A 20,604-nucleotide genomic window follows, 5' to 3' on the forward strand; every position below is an offset into this window, starting at 1 on the left:
TAAGCCGATACAGAATTCATCGGCCTTACGATGATATGCAATAACAAAGAGCGCACTCCTCCTAGAGGACCTGCGCTCTTTGTTATGATTATTTTTCTTCACACCCATGTTCTGCTCGCCCAAGATACTTTATGCATCTAGGATAAATCCTGTTCCGCTTTAATCATCATCCCGTCTCGCAAAAACTCGGCCAGCTTGGGGTGGTAGCCATCATACATCTGGCGAAAATTTTTGTGCTCGACGTACAGATTGCCCAGATCCCGGTAAATCTCTGCTGTTGGGGTGTAATAGTCCTTGATCCAATCGAGATGTCTGCCAATAATCTGCTGTACTTCCGTGCTGCCGGGTTCTAACCCTTCCTCAATAGCGCCCTGCAAGTCCAAGTGAATCCGGTCAATCTTCGCCTGTGAATCAAGAAAATCTTCCTTCGACTTCATCGCCTGACCATCAGGCATTGTGGATTGCTCCGGTGAATTGGCGTTGTACTTCTGACTGTCCTCTGTCTTCAACTGTTCAGAATAGTCATTCTTTGACGCATGGTCAGAAATCTGTTCATTCAGAAGCTGGTGACGCCCCTTACTAGAAAACCCGGCGTAAAGTTCATATTCATCCAGTTCCTGCTCACCACGTAAGTAGGAGATGGTTTTGTCCAGTGTCTGAATCATTCCATGCAAATGAAGTGCCTTCTCAAGCATCTCGATCCGATGCTGCTGCATAATACGAATCATATCCCGGGGAGTGTCCCTGAGCATGGGGCCGATCTCTTCCTCCTCCATGCCTACTTCTTTACAGAAGAGTATCTGCTGTAGTCTCAGCAGCTCTGGCTTCTCGTAGTAGATATCTTCATCTTGACCTACGAAGGCTGGATTCAACAGACCTGTCTCCGCGTACTGTCCCAATTCACTTAGACTTACACCGGACATCCCGGATAGATCAACCATGGAATATGCCATTTGAATACACCTCCTGTCTGGCCTGTAACTCCAAGGTTCAGGCTTGTTCACACTGCATTTTATTTAAATTTAAGTGAGATATTATAAGACTTCCAACAATTCTGTACCCAGTAATCCGTTCATTTCTCTGGATGGATACACAATGCTTCGGTGATATGAACGGCATCTAATTGGTAGATTTGCGGTATGATAAGTATTTATACCCTTCTCATCAGATGTGAACCCGAGGTTAATAAAGAAAGGCTATGTATTTTTTTACGGTAAGGGCTGAATGTAAAAAAGAAAAAAATCCCGCACCCCCTAAATCGGGCACAGGATCATCTTGTTCTATTTTATCTCGAATATCCGCTCGTCTTAGGAGTGAATAATTAGTTCTTATTAAACATGACAAACTTCAATTCCGTCATTTCCTCTACAGCATATTTAACACCTTCACGTCCCATCCCGCTCTGCTTCACACCACCATAAGGCATATGATCCACACGGAAAGTGGGAATATCGTTAATCATTACGCCGCCTGCTTCAATGTGGTCCGCTGCATGCAATGCAGTATGAATATCATTGGTGAACACACCCGCCTGAAGCCCATAGACGGAATCATTCACATGCTCAATGCCTTCTTCAACCGATTCTACCGTATTAATGACAACGATCGGGGCAAAGACCTCCTGACAAGACACCTTGGCATCATGCGGAACGTTAACAAGCACGGTTGGACGTAATACGCCTCCCTCTGCTTCGCCGCCTGTTGCCACCTCAGCGCCTGCCTGCTTCGCTTCATCGATCCAGTCCAGCGTACGCTGTACATCTTTGGATGTGATGAGCGCAGACACAACAGTTTCCGGATTCAACGGGTCTCCAACTACGACTTTTTGGGCTGCTTCTGCAAAACGACGAATGAACTCATCCGCAATCGCGCTATGCACATAGATTCGCTGCAGTGAAATACATACCTGACCTTGGTAAGTAAAAGCCCCGGTCACACATCTCGGTACCACCTTATCCAAATTGGCATCCGCATCTATAATGACGGCTGCATTGGACCCCAGCTCCAATGTTACGCGTTTCAGTCCGGCTTTGCTGCGTATGCTGGTACCTACAGCAGGGCTGCCTGTAAACGTAATATGGGCCACGTCAGGATGTTCTACAAGTACATCACCGATCGTTTTGCCGTCACCGCTCACCACATTCAATGCGCCATCCGGTAATCCCGCTTCCTGAAGCAAATTGGCAATATAATACGAAGACAACGGTGTCTGCTCCGCAGGTTTCAACACAATCGTATTACCTGCTGCCAGCGCCGGTCCTACTTTGTGAGCCACCAGGTTCATCGGAAAATTAAACGGCGTAATGGCTCCAATAACGCCCAAAGGCTGCCGCATCGTGTAGCCTACGCGTCCTTCGCCGCCTTTGGCTGCATCCATAGGAACTGTCTCTCCGGTAAGCCGCTTGGCTTCTTCTGCGGCGAAACGATACGTTTCCACCGTACGATCAACCTCGGCGAGCGCCGCAGTAATCGGCTTCGCTGCCTCCAGCGCAATGATCCGTGCTGCTTCTTCCTTCCGTTCTTCCAGCAGGGTGGACAGCTTGTAAAGGATGTCTGCACGCTGATGGGCAGGCATTCTGCGCATCTCTTTGCCTGCCTGAACTGCGGCCGCAATCGCGGCTTCCACTTCCTCCGCTGTCGCCGAGGATACGTCTGCCAGTGTTTCTTTCGAGTACGGTGCCTGAAGTGCTATATAGTCTACTGATTCGGTGGGCTTGCCCCCGATGAACAGATGTTGTTTTTTCATTGTTGTATCCTCCATTCATGTTTAACGCAGCGTTATCCCTTACCTATTTATACACCACTTTAGCATCATCAACACAAGAAAGTAATACCACTATTTTACAGTCATTACCGGACATCCTGCATGTTTCAAGACGCCGTGGCTGACACTGCCCACGACGATCTCAGCGAGCATGCTTTTCCCGGCCGTCCCCATCACAATGAGATCACAGTCTCTATCCTTTGCTACACGGCAGATCTCATTCACGGGATCACCAGCAATCAGCAAAGTTTCATAATGAACAGAACGAGCGGCTAACAATTCATTAACAGGTTGTATAATATGCTGTCCTTCTTCTGCGATCCGTGCTTCCAGATCCACACCCAGTGCGGGCTCATTTAGCGAGATCGAAGGATTAACATGTACGATAATCAAAGAAGCCGGTTGTTTCAGACTTTCTGCCAGAACAACAGCTTGCTCCAGACCTTTGTGTGCATGAACCGACCCATCGACAGCAACCAATATTCGTTTCAGCATATTCCATTCCTCCTGTTCATTAATGCGTAATGGCAGCATCGATATCGCGCAGATGTCTGCGGCGTACCAGAAGCACAACGACCCCGATCAGAACCATCAATGCGCCAAAATAAAACGGTGTCTCCGGCAGGAACCACTCGGACAATTTACCAGCAAGCCAAGGCGCCAGCGCACCTCCAAGGAACCGGACAAAGCTATATGCAGCCGATGCCACAGAACGTTCCACTGGAGCAGCTTCCATAACTGCAGTCGTAATTAATGTGTTGTTGATCCCGAGGAAAATCCCGGCAACGATAACGGCCACAATAACCGTTGTGGATGATCCCATTACCGTACCTACAGCCATTACCAGCAAATCAATGGCGAACAGGGTCAGCATAACGCTCATGGAAGGAACCGATCCGAATCGACGTTGCAATCTTGGTGCAACAAATACAGACGTAATTGCCAGCATCAAACCCCAACCAAAGAATACATAACCGAGTCCGTGCTCATCCAGATTCATGACATAAGGCGAATAAGCCATCAAGGTAAAGAATCCAAAGTTATACAGAAAGGCCGTAATCGCCAATGTTTTCAGTGAAGGATAACCCAGAGCCTTGAACGGATCGGACAAGGAACTACGCGTTTTCGGTTTGGCCATCTTAGGCAGCATAAACGTGATACTGATAAAAGCAATCGCCATCAGAACAGCTACACCATAGAACGGGCCGCGCCATGAGATGGAACCCAGTTCACCACCAAGCAATGGACCTACGGCAATCCCCAGACCAAGCGCTGCTTCGTATAAAATAATCGCTTTGGCTGTCCCTGAAGTGGATAGTCCTACAATAGCGGATAATGCAGTTGCGATGAACAGGGCATTCCCTAGCCCCCAACCACCACGGTAACCGACGAGCGCACCTACAGTGTCAGAGGTCCCGCCGAGGAAAGAGAAAACAATGATCAGCAAAATCCCGCTGAGCAGTGTCCACTTCACACCAATCCGGCTGGATACAACACCTGTAATCAGCATGGCTACCCCGGTAACCGCGTTATAACTTGTAAACAATAAAGATACCTGGCTTTTGGAAGCATGCAGCTGATCTGCAATCGCAGGCAAAATTGGATCAACCAAACCTAGTCCCATAAAGGAGATGATACAGGCGAAGGCTACTGCCCATACCGCTCTAGGCTGGGATAACAGACCTCCACGGGATGACGGCAATTCGTCAGGTAATGAGGGTTCTCTTTTCATACATAATTCCTCCTGGTTCATGATTTATGTTGTGAAATAAATTTTGAAAAACAATGAAATTATCATTTTATTTTCAGAAATATAGGAAAGAAAACGGCACAAATGACACCGGATCTCCCGGTGCTTATCGTGTAATGGTCATTTGCATTTTGCATAATTCGATGCATTCATCGATTATGTGTCATTCTCGTGCCCTTCTAATCGTCGAATGCCGTTCTGAACTCTGTCACGCAACTCCTCAAGTTCCTCCTGAACGGCGTGAATGCTCTGAAGTTTCTGCTCGATCAGCTGCAGCTGGTCATTCAATGTCGTTTCCATCTTGGTGAGTTTTTCGATCCGTTCTCTCACTTCAGTGGTCTGCTGGTAGTCAAAACGCTGTTCGTTCAGCGCATCCGCCGTTGCCACATAGGTATGTAGCTCCTGAAGCGAGAAACCAAGAACCTCCTTCGCCCGAACCACCTTTTTGAGATAATCGATATCTTCCCGAGTGTATAATCGTGTGCCACCGTCCGTCCGCTGAGGTGAAGGCATAACACCGATCTCTTCGTAATACCGAATGGTACGTTTGGTCAAACCACATTCCTTGGCTACGTCATCGATTTTATATAAACTCATTTCCTTCACCTCGCTTTCATATGTCTATAATGTTATGTACATAATTATATATATTATTAACGTTAACGTCAACGTTAGATTTTGGACTTGAATATGTAGTATGGCTCAAACAAGAATAAATTATTGCAGTTTTAATTTTTACAACACGTTGTTAAAAGCAGATCTCTGTTATCCTTCGCCTCTATAAGATGCAAAAAAGATCCGCTCTCGCGGATCTTCGTTCAGGTGCAATTTCACATTGTGCCCCTAAGCGCCTTGCTCCTTCTGCTCCTGTTGCTGGACACGCTGCATTTGCTTCAAACGGCCTTCGACTCTGGTAAACAGCCTGAATGTATAGAATCCTGTAGCCACAAGACTTAGAACCAAAGCTCGTACATCCGTAAGCCAAAAACCGATTATGCCGAATACCGTAATAATCACACCAAACTGCATCATCAGATTGGCGCTATAACGTTGCGCTTCTTCCCATAACTCGGGATGACTCATTGCTCGCGGAGTACGATAACCATATATGCCGTTAATCCTTTTCGGCGGCTTTTTGTACACCATTAATCCCAGAATGAAATAGCACACTCCGCATATAATCCCAACTACTGCTCCTGCCACAATGTTCTCCCCTAACTCCATTAAAAATACACCACAGATATTAAAACAAAAAAACGGCTCTACGTATATACGAAGAGCCGTCCGGATCGTTTCGTAAAACTTAGATGTCCTTCACCCGCAGTACACGCATGGCGTTCAGGACAGCCAGTACGGTCACCCCTACATCAGAGAATACCGCTTCCCACATGGTGGCAATTCCGAACACACCCAGCAGCAGGAAGATCGCTTTGACACCCAACGCAAAACCGATATTTTGCCAGACAATGGTTCGTGTCCGTTTTGCAATCCGGATTGCACTTGCCAGTCTGGATGGTTCATCCGTCATGATGACAACGTCTGCTGCCTCAATCGCAGCATCCGAACCGAGTCCCCCCATCGCTACACCTACATCGGCACGCGCGAGCACAGGTGTATCGTTAATGCCATCACCGACAAACACCATTTTCTCCTTCGGCGATTTGGCAGCTTCGAGACGCTCCAACTGTTCGACTTTATGCTGTGGCAGCAGCTCAGCGTATACTTCATCGACACCCAGCTCACGCCCTACAGCTTCACCAACAGCCTTGGCATCGCCGGTCAGCATCACTGTTTTGCGAATACCGAGCTTCTTGAGTGCCTGAATGGCTGCCGCTGCGTCATCCTTCACCTCATCGGCAATGATTAGGTGACCGACATACGAACCCGATTCGGCAACGTGCACCACTGTGCCTACGGTTTGTGGAGTCGTGTAGAAGATACCTGCCTGTTCCATTAATTTGGCGTTACCCGCAAGCACTTCACGTCCATCCACACTGACCTTGATGCCATGCCCCGCAACCTCATCGTAATCATCCACACCCTGAGTCCGGATATCCTTTGCCCAGGCTGCGCGAATGGATTCAGCAATCGGATGATTGGAATGGGCCTCGGCAATTGCGGCAAGCTCCATCAATTCATCTTCGTTACGCCCACCTTCAGGGCGAATAGCTGTTACTTTGAAAACACCTTTGGTTAGTGTACCCGTTTTATCAAAAACAACGACTTTAACATCGTTCAAGGCTTCAAGGTAGTTGCTTCCTTTGATGAGAATCCCGTTACGTGATGCAGCTCCGATGCCTCCGAAAAAACCAAGCGGAATGGACACGACCAGCGCACACGGACAAGAGATCACGAGGAAGACCAGTGCACGATAGATCCAATCAGCGAATGTCGCACCACTGAGCACCAGTGGCGGAACGAGCGCAATCAAAGCGGCAAGAATGACGACAACCGGCGTATAATAACGGGCAAATTTGCTAATAAAATGTTCCGTTTTGGCTTTGCGGCTACTCGCATTCTGCACTAGGTCTAGAATTTTGGAAACTGTGGATTCACCAAAAGTTTTTGTTACTTCGATAGTCAACATTCCGTTTTTGTTCACAAATCCACTCAGTACATCACTACCGGGTTCTAATTCACGCGGAACGGACTCACCTGTCAGAGCCGAAGTATCCACCATGGAACGACCTGCCTTAACGATTCCGTCCAGGGGTACTCGCTCACCCGCTTTAACCACGATCCGATCTCCAATACGTACCTCGTCCGGCGACACTCGCTTGGTCTCTTCTCCCGCGCCAATCAGCATGTTGGCATAGTCCGGGCGAATATCCATAAGCGACTGGATCGACTTCCTTGAGCGATTAACCGCCAGCCCCTGAAACAGCTCACCGAGCTGATAGAAGAGCATAACCGCAACACCTTCGGGATATTGGCCAATGGCAAAAGCACCGATAGTAGCGACAGACATCAGGAAGTATTCATCGAATACCTGACCTCGAATTATATTTTTGAACGCCTGGAGAACGATATCTCCCCCTGCGATCAGATAAGCGACAACATAAAGTGCAAGTTGTGCCCATCCTTCCAGCGGAGACCAGATCGCGGCTGCCACCAGAACAGATCCAGCCGCCAGACGTGCCAGCAGCACCTTCGTCTGCCCAGCGCCATGTTCATGTGAGTGTCCAGCATGCGCGTCATGATCGTGACCATCTGCATGACCGTGATCATGTCCGGCATGACTTCCATGATCATGCGTGTGATCTTGGACGCTGTGTTGATTGGCGTGGTCTTCTGCATGATCATGAGCATGCGGTCCAGATTGATGGCTATGGTTATGACCCGTATGTTCGTGTCCACTCGGAGTATGCCCATGCGTGTGAGCCCCGCTACCTGCATGGGCGTGCACATTATCATTAGTGTGGTTTATTGAATCAGCAGAACTGCGACTGCCTTGCGATGATTTACCTTTTTCCGAAATACGAATATGCGGCTCCAGCCGAAGCACTTTGCGTTTCGCTTCTTCCACCACCTGCTCATCCATATCGGATGTGGTGTGCATGGATAAGGTTTTGGTCACAAAATTGACCGAGCAATCGGAAATGCCTTTAATTTTTTTGACGCCATTCTCAATCTTCAATGCGCAGTTCGCGCAATCCAATCCATCCAGCAGCAGTTCCCTTTTCACCTGTTCCTGTCCGGTTCCCATGTGAACTCTCCCCCTTGCAGTACGTAAAACAAAGTTATCCGTAATTTTTTTGATTTCAAATCAATATATGAGCAACCATTCATATGTTTTGTTAACCCTATTATATGCACGCTTAAACATGAGTGTCAACAATTCGAGTTGATTTTTCATACAGAATATGCTAATAGTAATCATTTCGCTTTAGACGTTTTTTGGATATAATAGGCTTATCGAAGAACATTTGATCAAATCAAAGGTTGAGTTAATATAGGTGGTGATAGGAAATGGAACAACCGGTTAAAGCTCCAGCCGAATGCGACGCGGCCTGCTCTGGAACAGAGGCTGACGTGCAAACCATTCGTGCTTCTCTCATGGATCGCGAGACCTCTTCCGAGATGGCTGATTGGTTCAAGGCTTTCAGCGACCCGACACGGCTTCGTATTATTGATGCGCTGTTGCAGAAGGAATTATGTGTGCACGATCTGACAGTGCTGCTCGATATGGGACAGTCGGCCATTTCGCACCAGCTGCGATCACTCCGCAACATGCGGATTGTCAAGCGGCGCAAAGAAGGTAAGACCGTGTATTATTCTCTGGATGACGCACACATCGAGCAGATCTTCCTGCAGACGCTCCAGCATATTAAACATAGCTAGGCATTAGCCTGCCTGTTCACACAACAGAACCCCCGGCTCTCGGTTATTAACCGATGGACGGGGGTTCTGTTGTATAAGGGCACCGTTTTGAAAAAAGAGGTTAATTCAGGGATCTAGCTACTGTACGGATATGCTCGCTCCAGTTACAGTAGATTGTTATTCTTCGGATCATACAGGCCGGATCTTTCCTTGAACCAGTTGAAGATATGCGACACACACACTTTCAACACCGCGTATCCTGGAACGGCTAACAGAATGCCCACTACACCGAACAGATTACCTGAGGTCAGAATGACAAAGATAATCGTGATGGGGTGAATCTTGAGCGTTTTGCCCATAATCTGAGGTGAGATGAATTTACCCTCAATTAATTGCACGACCGTCCACACCGCTACCATCTTCAGCAGCATGAGCGGAGAAGTGACCAGAGCCACGATCAACGCAGGCGTGATCGCGATTGCAGGTCCCAGGTACGGTACAACACTCGTGAAGGATGCGATAATCGCAAGAATCAGCGCATAATCCAGACCAATAATCATATAACCGATGTAGAGCAGAATGCCGATGCAGAAGCTGACGATAATCTGTCCACGAATGAACGAACTGATCTGGTGATTGATATCTTCCAGCACATGCATTGCACCTGTACGGCTCTTGATTGGCAGGAAAGACAGAATTTTGGACGGAAGCTTCTTGCCGTCTTTCAACAGATAGAACAGAATAAAAGGAACCGTTACAATGGAAAGTACCGTCTCAGTGAACGCTCCGAGGAATCCGCCCAATTTGTTCCAGGTCGAGTTCAGAATTTCAGTGGCTTTCTGGGAAATCGTACCCCACCAGTCCTGAGAATTCAAATTCACTGTCTCTTGAAACTGACCGAACAGCTTGCTGCCCGTAAGCTGCTCAAACTGCTGTTTGACCGTCTCACTGTACGTTGGGAAATTTTCAATGAGCCCCACAATCTGGTTACGTACGACCGGAATGACCGCCAGCACGACGACTGTCAGAATACCCCCAATAGCGAGATATAAGATCAAAATGGACCAGCCGCGCTTGATCTTCCACTTTTCCATAACATCCACAATCGGATTCAGCAGGTAATAGAGAATACCCGACAGAATAATCGGAAGCACAATCGTCTTGATCAGCACCGCGAGCGGGTGCAAAACAAAGGATACTTTGGTAAGAACCATCACGTTCAGTCCTACCAGCAGCAGAATTAACAGAAAAAGGACAAACTTATTATTCAAAAAAAATCGTTTAAACCGATCCGGCCAAATGCGGGGTTGCTCAGGTTGCTCCATAGGCGTGTCTTCCTCTCTTATGTATCCTTTATCAAAAGCATAAGCTGTAAACCTGCATGTTTCTTGACTGCGCATAAAGTTGCTTGTACAAGCCAACATATGTATAACACACTGAGTTTATACGTATGGCGCTGTTTAACCGTTTCAAATTAGACCAGTAAGTTCATTTTACCCTAAAAAGAACCTTATGCCCCATACGCCTCCTTTGAAAAATATCCCTACCAAAAAACGGCTCGCCTCCGAAGAGACAAACCGTTAATATCTTAGCAACATTCGAGCCTTAAGTTCACGTCCGCTGCTGCATTTTTGCTTTTTTATTTATGCTTTTCCCGCAAGTTGAGCGATCAGCTCATACGAGTGTAAGCGTGCCTGATGATCATAGATCATCGACGTAATAATCAGCTCATCTGCCTGGGTCTGAGCAATAAATGATTCCAGTTGACCACGCACGGTCTCTGGAGAACCGTTCACAGCTGCTTTCAGCGTCTGCTCTACACCAGCTTTCTCACGATCTGTCCACTTGCCCTCCATATCCGCTGGTGGCTGCACCAATCCGGTTGTCCCACGAATAATGTTCAGGAACTGCTGCTGCATCGTTGTACCAAGCCATGCTGCTTCTTCGTCGGTATCCGCCACGACAGCATTTACACCCACAATAACATGGGGTTCTTTCAAGTGATCGGATGGCTGGAAGCTGCTCCGATACGTTTCAAGTGCAATCCGGGTGTAATCCGGTGAGAAATGGCTAGCAAAAGCAAACGGCAATCCCAGCTGTCCGGCGAGACGAGCACTGAAATCACTGGAGCCGAGCAGGTAAATCGGGATGTTCAATCCTTCACCCGGTACAGCACGAACAGGTGCATGGTACGATGTAGCAGAAGCATCGAAGAATGCTCTAAGCTCAGCCAGCAATTCAGGGAAATCTTCACCACTGTTCAGATCCTTACGCAAAGCAAGAGACGTACGCCGGTCACTTCCCGGTGCACGGCCCAGCCCAAGGTCAATACGGCCTGGATATAGGGATTCCAGTGTACCAAACTGCTCGGCTATAACAAGCGGCGCATGGTTAGGCAGCATGATTCCGCCTGAACCGAGACGAATGGTCTTCGTTCCACCTGCAAGGTAACCAATGACAACCGAGGTCGCGGAAGATGCGATGCCCGGCATATTGTGATGCTCCGCTACCCAATAACGGTGATATCCCCAACGCTCTGCGTGCTGAGCAAGATCTAGACTGTTGCGAAGCGCATCCGCAGGCGTTGCACCTACTACGACAGGAGCCAAATCCAGAATGGACAATTTAACGTCGTTAATATGTTTTTTATGGGATGAAGCTGTGTTGTCGGTAGACATAATAGAAAGTTCTCCTCTGTGATTATATTTTTATTTTTGTATATCCAGATATATAGATGTAAAAGCACAAAAAATGATGTGGCAGAGCTACTCTTCAAGCCGTTTACATCCGGACGGAATACCCGCCTGCACCTGCATTCTTGCTTCCGTCTCGGCGTCCGGCTTATAGCTCGTGCTGTACGTACTCGGCAAATTGACGAATGGTTTCTTCGTTGCGGCGATAATACGTCCACTGTCCCCTACGCTCGGAGATCAGCAACCCGGCTTTGAGCATGGTCAGCAGATAGCTGGATATGACGGATTGAGCCAGTCCGGCCTTCACCTGAATCGTTCCAACACATATGCCGCTCTTTCCAGCATCCGGATGCTGGGATAACTCCAGCGGTGGAAAGTGTTGCTCTGGGTTTTTGAGCCACAACAGAATCTGTCGACGTGTCTCGTTGGATAATGCTTTGAATATGAGTATAGGTTCCATGGGTAAGATTATACCCCCTTTCTTTCATTTTGCAAACCAAACAGACCGATTCGACGAACGAACTGGCCTGCCAATAAATACATGTGAATACGTTTAGAACTTGGTGCTGACCGTTTCTTTTACTTGTTCGAGCATGGACTGATAAGCTTAATCAATCCACTGCGTGATTTTATCCAAAGGCTGACGGGATTTCTCACGTGGAGGATCTTCCGCCCTATAACCAAAGGCTGCCATGACGGATACATCCCATAGTCCATCCTCTAACAGGCCTTCCTCTTCCAGAATACGATGTACGTCTTCATATCTAAACCCTTCAATTGGGCAGGAATCGATACCAATCAGCGCTGCCGCAGTCATCATATTACCGAGAGCGATATAAGTCTGTTTCGACGCCCAGTCAAATAAAGTACGCGGGTTCTCAAGCATTCGTTGGTTCTTCTGAAATTTGCCATAAGCTTCACGAGTCAACTCAAATACGTCATTTGGCATGCCCTTAATTTCTTTCAGCATATATTCCGCGTAAGGCGAGTTATAACTCGCATCAGACCGCGCCAAAATAACAATAAAATGGCTGGCCTTCGCCAATTGTTTCTGAGCCCCGGAAGAAACTTCGGACAGACGCTTGCGCAAGTCCGTGTTCTGCACAATCAGAAATTTCCAAGGTTCCAAACCAATTGAGCTTGGCGACAACCGTCCCGTTTCTAGAATAAACTCAAAATCTTCTGGCGAAATGATACGTGAAGCATCAAACTGTTTGGTTGCATGCCGGAAATAGTAAGCGTTCAAAATATTTTCTTTCGTAATGGCTTTTGCCGAGGATTCCATATGATCTGCACATCCTTTTCTTGTTTATGTTCAAATTTATGGTCTAAACCTGAATACCTGAGTATTATTTTAGATTTTATAATCAAAATATAAAAGTACGCACAATAATGTTTCTTAGTTCATAAAAGTAACTTTTGTTATCTAACAAGGTTTTCAGTGATTAATGATGCCCTATTATAACAAAAAACAAGTCGCCATGGACCTGCTGCTCTCCAAGGCGACTTACCTGTGATTCATGTCAGAGATAATTAAAATTACAACAATTTAGAGCTGTTCCATGAACTCATTTTCCGAGATAACCGTAAATCCCTCTTGCCGCAGCAAAGCAGACGTAACCCCTTCGCCCACGACTTTGTGGTTAGCAAAATTCCCATCGTAGATCATCTGTGTACCGCAGGAAGGACTGAATTCTTTGAGCACTACACAGGTGACATCCAGTTTTTGCGCCCATTCAAGTGTCTGATAGGCCCCTTTAATGTACAGATCCGTGACGTCCTTGCCACTCTTCTCAATCACCTTGGCTGTACCTGACAGCACATCCTTGCCCGTACCGCCGATAATTTCAGCTGGCTCCCGCGGGGTGGAAAATCCTCCAAGCAGCTCCGGACAGACCATCTTTGCCTGTTCCTGCTCCACAAGCTCCTGAATCTTTGCATCCAGACTCGCTGTTCCGTTGTAACGGCAGGCTACGCCAGCTAGACATGAACTCACCAAATATTTCATCGTTATGCTCCTTATGCTCCAATCATCTATTAAATTGATTGTACCATATGGAATCAAGTCTTAGAGGTTGGCATCCCTTGTGATCATCGTAATACGAGCATCCTCATTATATCGAACTTGAAAAACATCCCCTGTCGATTCCAGTTCAAATGTAACGATTCCCGGGGTTTCGGTATTTCGATGGAGTTTATATGCTTGAAGATCAACTTTAAATATTTTCTTGATTATTGGTGCTGCCTTTTCCCTAAGGATAGATTCTTTCATTTCAAAGAGTTCCTTATGATAAGCCTCCATTTCTTCCAAATTATTTATTTCTTTTCCATAATACTTCGCATCTATAACGGAATAACTTAAGCCAGACTTGCCTTCAGTTGTTTGTACAAAATAATAATCTCCAAAATTAAAAGTAATTGTATCCTCACCATTCTCATCATCTTTTGTCCGGTGTATGCTCCTCAGATCGAGAGCAGTTTTGCCAGATAACGCCTCAATGGAATCCTCTGCATACGCCAAAGCAGTTTGAGAAACTTGTTTAAGATCGAGATCACCGGAAACAGAGATCGCTTCATCCTGCAACCAAATAATCTCTCCATAGCTTTTTTCATTCTCTAACATTAGAGTAGTATACGATTTCGGTTCCAATTCACCCTGCTTCATTCCCACATATCGCTTGGCTGATACTGGTTTGAGCGCAGGGTCCCCACCAATATTCTGAAGCAGTGACGGTACTTGACGCAAATAACGATGCTCCAGCTCATTAGCTGCCATCTCCCGTCTCATCTGTACCTCACGTAGATTGCCTGTTGCCTCATCAAGCCAGATCAACGCATATTCTTCGTCACCTTCTTTTCCAGCCTCGACATATACTCTTCCAGAAACAGGAAGGTCCTGCACTTTGGTTATACGTAATTGTTTGCCAAGATAGTCTCGCATCGTGACAGCTACATTCTTTTTCATCTTGTCTGTGAGCAGGCTCATGCCGGCATCATCCGTATATTGCAGCGCTGCTGTGGGATACACTGTTTCAATCACAGGCTCCACAATTTGTCCGTTCCAGAGAATGACCGCCGCTGCCACGGCTGCAATCGTCGTGCACGCCATAACGGCTCTGCGGGAGCGAAAACGACGTCTGTGTGGATTGGGCAGTTTTTTTTGCTCGACGGACTTATCCCCAACATCGCTCATTTCCTGTGCAGATTCCGATTTAAGCCAGGCTACCTGGCGAAGTACGTTCTGCTTATGCTCCTCGGTAAAAGGAGACGCCGCAAACGGCTCCTGTCTGACTACTTTTTCCCATTCGTCATCCTTATGTTTCATTCGCTCCGCTCCTCCCACTGTTTCCGTACTTTGGCTCTCGCCCGGGACAGTCGCGATTTGGCCGTTCCCGCGCTGATGCACAGCATTTCCGCAATTTCACTCGTCGTAAGTTCGTACTTCATATGCAGCAAAAGCAATTCCCGGAATTTATCAGGCAAAGCCATGATGATATCCCAGATTTCATGAACGTGCTCCCTGCTGATTGCCTCGGCTTCGGCAGAGGGGTGAACCCATTTTTCAGGCTTCATCTCACCCATGCTCGCATTCATCTGTTCCGTGTGGATTGGCAGTGTCTCTCCCCATAAGCTGCTGCGAAAAAATCTGGACTTCCGGTATGTAAATGTCGTGTTCCTAGTAATGGTCAGCAGCCATGTCTTCAATGAGCATTCTCCTCGAAAATGGGCGATACCGGAATAAGCCCGGATAAACACCTCTTGTGATAATTCATCTGCCTGCTCGGTACTTTTGGTCAGAAAGTACGCGTAGTTCCATACGTCGTTCCCGTACTCATCCATCATGCTGCTAAGTGTGTAATTGTCGATCGTCTGAGCGTGTGCCAGATATTGATAGTCCAACTGATGTTCACCTCACTTAATAAGACTGCATCCCATCGGGTTTGGTTCCCAATCGGTTTATTTCTTACCCTTCTCCTGCAAAATAAAATAAACCAGCAAGGTCCAGATGTACTGAACGCGCTGGTCTATCGAGTATAAAACCTATAAACTTTCATTTAATGCCGAAGCTGCTGCTCAAGCCTTAACCGCGGCAATCATCAGAAACATCGGTCGACGATTCTCGTCTCGCATACCTGGAACCTGCTCCATCATCTCAGGGGATGGTTTGGACTCGGCTACCTGTTGAACGACAAACCCAGCTTGAATCAATTCATTCAGATGAGTCGCCATCGTCCGATGATATTTCACCACGTCCTGGTTCAGAAAGTTCGCTACCCGCTGCCCTTCCTCTTGATAATGATCCACAGGCCAATGCAGTATTTCACCCTGAGGTCCATAATGCCAGTCCTGCTCCGCCCGTGCCGTGAAAATGGGATGTTCTGCAGACAAGACAAACGTACCTCCTTGGACGAGACATGCATTGATTTTGGCGTATACCTGATCCAGACGCTCGATATAGTGCAAAGCCAGTGAGCTGATCACCACATCAAATTGTCCGGGTGCAAAATCAATATCCTCAATCGCCATACGCTGGTACTCGATATGAGGATCATCCGTCATCTCGCGTGCCCGTTGCAACATATTTTCAGACAAATCCACGCCAACCACAGAACTCGCCTGTTGCTCACGTGCATATCGACAGTGCCAACCAAAGCCGCACCCCAGATCCAGTACGTTTTTACCCTTTAATTCAGGCAGCATCGTTTGCAGTTCATGCCACTCGCCAGCAGCATCCAGCCCTTGGGTTGATCGGGCCATCTGACTGTAATTGCCGAAAAACTCGGCTTCATCGTATTTGTTTTGCTTCATAAAGAGATTCCCTCCCGTATCAAAAAAGATGCTCTATTAACTCTACCATATAAACGGTCATCTTTTGGAAAAGTTGCCAACCAAATTCTCGGCATGTTATTATACAGAACGAACGTTCAGTATAACAATATATAGAACGAACATTCAGTATACTAACGGAGGTCATCATGAACACAAATTGGACGCATCCATTAGAAAGGCAATCTGTAGGTAAGGCATTTGTAAGCTACCTCGTGCCTTCCATATTAGGGATGCTCGTTATCGCTTTCAACTTTATTATCGATGGCATTATGGTTGGACACAAACTAGGTTCTACAGCGCTAGCCGGAATCGGAATTGCTTCTCCTGTCTATACGCTTTTTGTAGCCATGTCGCTATGGATTGGAATGGGCGGGGCAACCTTGTATTCCACTTATATGGGTAAGAAGGATCTCACGACAGCGAGACAACTCTTCACCAAATCCATTACGATCATTTTGCTGATTACAATGGTTATTGGATATACGGCATATACTTTCAGAGATAAGCTTGTCTTTGCCCTTGGTGCCAATCCTGAAACATTCCCGTTTGCTGCGGACTATATGAACATTATGCTGTTGTTCGGTTTTGTCTTCACCATTGAGAATGCACTCACGATTTTTGTTCGTAACGACGGAAATCCCAATACATCCATGTATGCTCAGATTACGTTTGCAGTAGCCAATATTGTGCTCAACTATATAACGTTATACGTGCTCGAATGGGGCGTACGTGGCGTTGCGATGGGTACAATTGTATCGGCATCTCTGGCGCTTCTTGTGTTGCTAACTCACTTTTTCAGAAAAAATAATAATCTTAAATTTACCCGTTTCAACTGGAATTCCAAACTGCTGGCTTCCATTGTACTCATTGGTTTCCCCAGCTTCCTGGCTGAACTGGGCATGTCCGTCTTCTCCATCTCTCACAACATTTCACTGGATCGGATTGCGGGCACGGATGGCGTAGCATCCTTTACAGTCTTGAACTATATTCATGGTGTTGTTCTCCTGGCATTCCTCGGTCTGGCCTCCGCTGCCCAACCTTTGGTCAGTTATTATCACGGAGCCAAACAGATAGATCGGGAAAAACAGACCATTCGTTTAGCCTCCAGAACGGCTCTGGCATGTGGGGTCCTGCTGTTACTCGTTGTACAACTAGGCGCACCTTATTTTGTGCAAATCTTCGGGAACTTCAGTGCCAGCGTGACGGATAACGCCGTGTACGGTCTGCGAATATTTACTTTTGCATACTTGTTCATGGGTATTAACTTTGTCATGAGTACGTACTTCCAATCTGTCGGAAATGCCAAAATGGCCATTTGGATTACAGCTGCACGCGAGATGATTATTATGGTTGCTCTGATTGCGATCCTCCCTTCATTCTTAGGTGTTACTGGCGTATGGCTTGCCGTTCCGCTATCTGAGATGGTAGTTCTGGTGACTATCGGCATGTATTATAAAAAAAGAGCCATCTCTGAACGGATAAACAGTTTAACGCTTGAATAAAGCATGTACATGTAAAAACCAAAAGCCCTGCTTGATCTATAGAGATCAGGCAGGGCTTTTGGGTTAAGCTAATCAGCTATAACTTATCGATTAGCTCGTTGGTTTAATATATAGTTTTATATTAAGTTCTGTATTCCCTCTTATACTCGTATATCAAAACGACCGTTGCTGTCCGTCGTTGCATTTGCAATTTCTTGCGGGGACGCTGCTTGTATGCCATTGGTTGGCGGTTTGGCTGGCGGTGCTTCTTTGGTGGCGGTTGCCCCGCTGCTCTGGGAGCTTTGCTGCGAGATTTGAGCTTCGATTTGCTTGATTTGCTGCTGCAGCTGCTTCGTTTTGGTCTCCTTGGTTTTATCATCGTCCTTAGTGGATTGCACTTTCTCCAATTCGGCCTCTAGCTTCGTCTTTTGTTTCTCCAACTCGCTTGTGCTGTTTGAACTCGATGAAGATGTGGATATGTAGGATGTCGTAGAACTTGATGCTGAAGAAATATTCATTGTTGATCTCCTCCTCTTTCTTGGTTCCACTATACCCAATCCAGACGAAAGGAACGTTAAAATCAACTGAAAGGTTGCTGAATGATTGGCTGCAGGCCATTTCTAGTTTTTCGAACAAAGCCACCAAGTCCTTTCGTGAAAATTTCTTCCAAGAAATTTTTGAATTTCGGATGGCTGGAATATCCACCCAAACCTATCTATATCAGCCTTTTGCGAGGCGTTTTGACAAAACTTACGAAGCTTCAACGAAGGTAGCGCTTACAAACATCCAAAAAAAGGGTTGATAATTGAGAAACCATCCACTATGATAATCTCATCAGTCCGGATAATAAAGTTAAAGCACTTTAACTTTCAACTACATAACATCATATGAAACCTTTTTATTACGGGGGAACTTAACTCTGAAAGTTAAAGCGTTATAACTTTATATCATTTAGAAAGGTTGGTGTTTATGTGACCCATCGCGAAAGCCGGCGGCAGACATTTTACATGTACCTCTTCATCTCTCCATGGCTTATCGGTTTCTTCGTGTTTGCCTTGTATCCGATTCTGTCATCCCTTTATTACAGCTTCACGGACTATGACATTATCCACCCGCCGAAATATGTCGGACTCGCGAATTACAAAGAAATGTTTCAAAATGACCTGTTTTGGAAATCTGTTGTCGTAACGGTGCGCTATACCTTTATCAGTGTACCGATCCAGCTGCTGCTGGCACTTGGATTTGCTCTCCTGCTCAATGCGAAAATACCGTTCCGCGGATTTTTCCGCACGGCCATGTATTTTCCGAGCATGGTATCCGGCGTTGCCATGTCCTTGCTGTGGTACTGGATTTTCAACCCATCGATCGGTCTGTTCAATTACGTGCTGTCCTGGTTCGGCATTAGCGGCCCAGCCTGGCTCATGAGCCCCGATTATGCGCTTTACGCTCTGATGATTATGTCCTTCTGGACGGTGGGCTCAGGCATGATTCTGTTCCTTGCGGGACTTCAGGGCGTTCCTTCAAGCCTCGTGGAAGCCGCCAGGCTTGACGGTGCGGGACGCTTCCGCATTTTCCTGAACGTGACGCTTCCCATGATTTCACCGGTACTTTTGTTCCAGCTGATTATGGGCGTCATTGATTCCTTCCAGGTATTTACACAGGCTTATGTAATGACCCAAGGGGGTCCAAACTACTCGACCTGGTTCTATGTTTACAACCTGTACACCAGCGCCTTCAAGGAATACAGGGCAGGCTACTCCTCGGCACTCGCTTGGGTGCTGTTGATCGTCGTCATGGCGTTTACGGCGCTCATTATTAAACTCTCGAACCGTTATGTTCACTATGAAGGAGGCGGACGCAAATGAGTACGATTCCGACTGCCGGACCAGGGGCTTCACCTTCTGTGAATAAACGCCGGCGCAAAATCGACCCGGTTAGCATTGCCAGCTTCATTGCCCTGGTGGTCACCACCTTTCTCATGCTCCTCCCTTTGTTTTTCATGGTCTCGACCTCACTGAAATCGAAGAAGGAACTGCTGACGTTTCCTCCGACCTTTCTGCCGGAGTCCTGGCAGTGGAGTAACTACAGAGAAATTTTCGACACGCTTAACTTCGGTCAAATGTATATGAACAGTCTCATTATCGGCATTTTGACCGTTGTGGGCACCCTGTTTTCGTCGGCTCTTGCAGGCTATGGTTTCGCCAGATATCGGGGCAAAGGCAGCAACCTCTGGTTCATGCTCATGCTCAGCACCATGATGCTTCCATATCCAGCGATTATGATCCCACAGTTCATTCTCTTTTCCAAGCTGAACTGGATCGATACTTTCCTGCCGCTGATTGTCCCTGCGTTTTTCGGTTCGGCATACAACATCTTTTTGCTGCGACAGTTCTTCTCCACGCTGCCGGATGAGCTGTTTGACGCCGGACGCATCGATGGCTGCAGCGAGTTCCGGATGTGGCGACAGATCGCTTTGCCTCTATCCGGTCCGGCACTTGCAACCGTTGCGATCTTTGCCTTCATCTACAGCTGGAACGATCTTTTGACACCTGTACTCTATTTAAGCTCATCGGATAAGTTTACGCTTCCGGTCGGTATGTCTTCCTTCACATCTTCGCGTTTCCGAATTCCGCCGTGGCATCTGCTCATGGTTGCCTCCGTGCTCGCCATGCTGCCGATCGTGACTCTGTTTGCGATAGCCCAGAAGCGGTTTGTAGAAGGAATTGTACTTACAGGCATCAAGTAAAGACTCCGTCGCAGGGGCGG

The 20,604-nt window shown here is 47.0% G+C and carries 21 protein-coding genes; 5 read left to right on the top strand and 16 right to left on the bottom strand.

The window, feature by feature from the left end; genetic code table 11:
• Nucleotides 1–137: 137 nt before the first annotated feature.
• The 7 genes from CS562_RS27280 to CS562_RS27310 all read right to left on the bottom strand — a co-directional run bounded on the left by CS562_RS27280 (nucleotide 138) and on the right by CS562_RS27310 (nucleotide 8,220).
• Nucleotides 138–953: a MerR family transcriptional regulator gene (locus CS562_RS27280; protein ID WP_099858765.1), complete on the bottom strand. Its 816-nt coding sequence runs from the start codon at nucleotides 951–953 to the stop codon at nucleotides 138–140.
• Nucleotides 954–1,321: 368 nt separating this feature from the next.
• On the bottom strand, nucleotides 1,322–2,746 hold the full coding sequence (locus tag CS562_RS27285) for an aldehyde dehydrogenase family protein (RefSeq protein ID WP_099858766.1): 1,425 nt from the start codon (nucleotides 2,744–2,746) through the stop codon (nucleotides 1,322–1,324).
• A gap of 90 nt (nucleotides 2,747–2,836) precedes the next feature.
• On the bottom strand, nucleotides 2,837–3,259 hold the full coding sequence (locus tag CS562_RS27290) for a universal stress protein (protein ID WP_090904267.1): 423 nt from the start codon (nucleotides 3,257–3,259) through the stop codon (nucleotides 2,837–2,839).
• A 19-nt stretch (nucleotides 3,260–3,278) separates the two neighbouring features.
• Nucleotides 3,279–4,496: an MFS transporter gene (locus tag CS562_RS27295; RefSeq protein ID WP_072734865.1), complete on the bottom strand. Its 1,218-nt coding sequence runs from the start codon at nucleotides 4,494–4,496 to the stop codon at nucleotides 3,279–3,281.
• Between the two features lie 174 nt (nucleotides 4,497–4,670).
• Nucleotides 4,671–5,111 carry a MerR family transcriptional regulator gene (locus CS562_RS27300; RefSeq protein ID WP_099858767.1) on the bottom strand — a complete coding sequence of 147 codons (441 nt, stop codon included), beginning with the start codon at nucleotides 5,109–5,111 and terminating at the stop codon, nucleotides 4,671–4,673.
• A gap of 246 nt (nucleotides 5,112–5,357) precedes the next feature.
• A complete protein-coding gene (locus CS562_RS27305) occupies nucleotides 5,358–5,717 on the bottom strand; it encodes an SdpI family protein (RefSeq protein ID WP_163758849.1) in 360 nt (119 codons plus the stop codon).
• A gap of 100 nt (nucleotides 5,718–5,817) precedes the next feature.
• On the bottom strand, nucleotides 5,818–8,220 hold the full coding sequence (locus CS562_RS27310) for a heavy metal translocating P-type ATPase (RefSeq protein WP_099858769.1): 2,403 nt from the start codon (nucleotides 8,218–8,220) through the stop codon (nucleotides 5,818–5,820).
• Between the two features lie 263 nt (nucleotides 8,221–8,483).
• Here CS562_RS27310 and CS562_RS27315 point away from each other — a divergent pair, with 263 nt between their 5' ends.
• Entirely contained in the window at nucleotides 8,484–8,855 is a 372-nt protein-coding gene (locus CS562_RS27315) for an ArsR/SmtB family transcription factor (RefSeq protein WP_076290511.1), read from the top strand.
• Nucleotides 8,856–8,998: 143 nt separating this feature from the next.
• On the opposite strand, the gene CS562_RS27320 is transcribed toward CS562_RS27315, so the two are convergent.
• From CS562_RS27320 to CS562_RS27355, 8 genes are all read right to left on the bottom strand, one after another.
• Nucleotides 8,999–10,159, bottom strand: a complete 1,161-nt coding sequence (locus CS562_RS27320; protein ID WP_099858770.1) for an AI-2E family transporter — start codon at nucleotides 10,157–10,159, stop codon at nucleotides 8,999–9,001.
• A gap of 318 nt (nucleotides 10,160–10,477) precedes the next feature.
• Nucleotides 10,478–11,512: an LLM class flavin-dependent oxidoreductase gene (locus tag CS562_RS27325; RefSeq protein ID WP_099858771.1), complete on the bottom strand. Its 1,035-nt coding sequence runs from the start codon at nucleotides 11,510–11,512 to the stop codon at nucleotides 10,478–10,480.
• Nucleotides 11,513–11,675: 163 nt separating this feature from the next.
• The gene (locus CS562_RS27330) at nucleotides 11,676–11,987 is read right to left on the bottom strand and encodes an ArsR/SmtB family transcription factor (protein WP_063567799.1); all 312 of its coding nucleotides are present in this window, start codon (nucleotides 11,985–11,987) and stop codon (nucleotides 11,676–11,678) included.
• A 147-nt stretch (nucleotides 11,988–12,134) separates the two neighbouring features.
• A complete protein-coding gene (locus tag CS562_RS27335; RefSeq protein ID WP_099858772.1) occupies nucleotides 12,135–12,812 on the bottom strand; it encodes an NAD(P)H-dependent oxidoreductase in 678 nt (225 codons plus the stop codon).
• Nucleotides 12,813–13,076: 264 nt separating this feature from the next.
• A complete protein-coding gene (locus tag CS562_RS27340; RefSeq protein ID WP_076290515.1) occupies nucleotides 13,077–13,535 on the bottom strand; it encodes a 2-thiouracil desulfurase family protein in 459 nt (152 codons plus the stop codon).
• A gap of 60 nt (nucleotides 13,536–13,595) precedes the next feature.
• Nucleotides 13,596–14,852, bottom strand: coding sequence for a hypothetical protein (locus CS562_RS27345; RefSeq protein ID WP_099858773.1), 1,257 nt, complete (start codon nucleotides 14,850–14,852; stop codon nucleotides 13,596–13,598).
• The gene (locus CS562_RS27350; RefSeq protein WP_257219620.1) at nucleotides 14,849–15,427 is read right to left on the bottom strand and encodes an RNA polymerase sigma factor; all 579 of its coding nucleotides are present in this window, start codon (nucleotides 15,425–15,427) and stop codon (nucleotides 14,849–14,851) included. Before CS562_RS27350 ends, CS562_RS27345 begins: the two co-directional genes overlap by 4 nt.
• Before the next feature lie 174 nt (nucleotides 15,428–15,601).
• A complete protein-coding gene (locus CS562_RS27355; protein WP_099858774.1) occupies nucleotides 15,602–16,336 on the bottom strand; it encodes a class I SAM-dependent methyltransferase in 735 nt (244 codons plus the stop codon).
• A gap of 167 nt (nucleotides 16,337–16,503) precedes the next feature.
• Here CS562_RS27355 and CS562_RS27360 point away from each other — a divergent pair, with 167 nt between their 5' ends.
• On the top strand, nucleotides 16,504–17,859 hold the full coding sequence (locus tag CS562_RS27360; RefSeq protein ID WP_099858775.1) for an MATE family efflux transporter: 1,356 nt from the start codon (nucleotides 16,504–16,506) through the stop codon (nucleotides 17,857–17,859).
• A 140-nt stretch (nucleotides 17,860–17,999) separates the two neighbouring features.
• Here CS562_RS27360 and CS562_RS27365 read toward each other — a convergent pair whose 3' ends face one another.
• On the bottom strand, nucleotides 18,000–18,356 hold the full coding sequence (locus CS562_RS27365) for a FlxA-like family protein (protein ID WP_099858776.1): 357 nt from the start codon (nucleotides 18,354–18,356) through the stop codon (nucleotides 18,000–18,002).
• On the opposite strand from CS562_RS27365, the gene CS562_RS32755 reads away from it, so the two are divergent.
• From CS562_RS32755 to CS562_RS27380, 3 genes are all read left to right on the top strand, one after another.
• Entirely contained in the window at nucleotides 18,335–18,640 is a 306-nt protein-coding gene (locus tag CS562_RS32755; protein WP_143813573.1) for a hypothetical protein, read from the top strand. The two genes, CS562_RS27365 and CS562_RS32755, sit on opposite strands and share 22 nt — an antisense overlap.
• Nucleotides 18,641–18,845: 205 nt before the next feature.
• Entirely contained in the window at nucleotides 18,846–19,703 is an 858-nt protein-coding gene (locus CS562_RS27375; protein WP_053779693.1) for a carbohydrate ABC transporter permease, read from the top strand.
• Nucleotides 19,700–20,584 (top strand): carbohydrate ABC transporter permease, encoded by an 885-nt coding sequence (locus CS562_RS27380; RefSeq protein ID WP_099858778.1) that lies wholly within the window; start codon nucleotides 19,700–19,702, stop codon nucleotides 20,582–20,584. The genes CS562_RS27375 and CS562_RS27380 overlap by 4 nt, the downstream gene beginning before the upstream one ends.
• Nucleotides 20,585–20,604 lie beyond the last annotated feature (20 nt).

This window comes from Paenibacillus sp. LK1, from assembly GCF_002750415.1.
Lineage (GTDB): Bacteria > Bacillota > Bacilli > Paenibacillales > Paenibacillaceae > Paenibacillus > Paenibacillus taichungensis.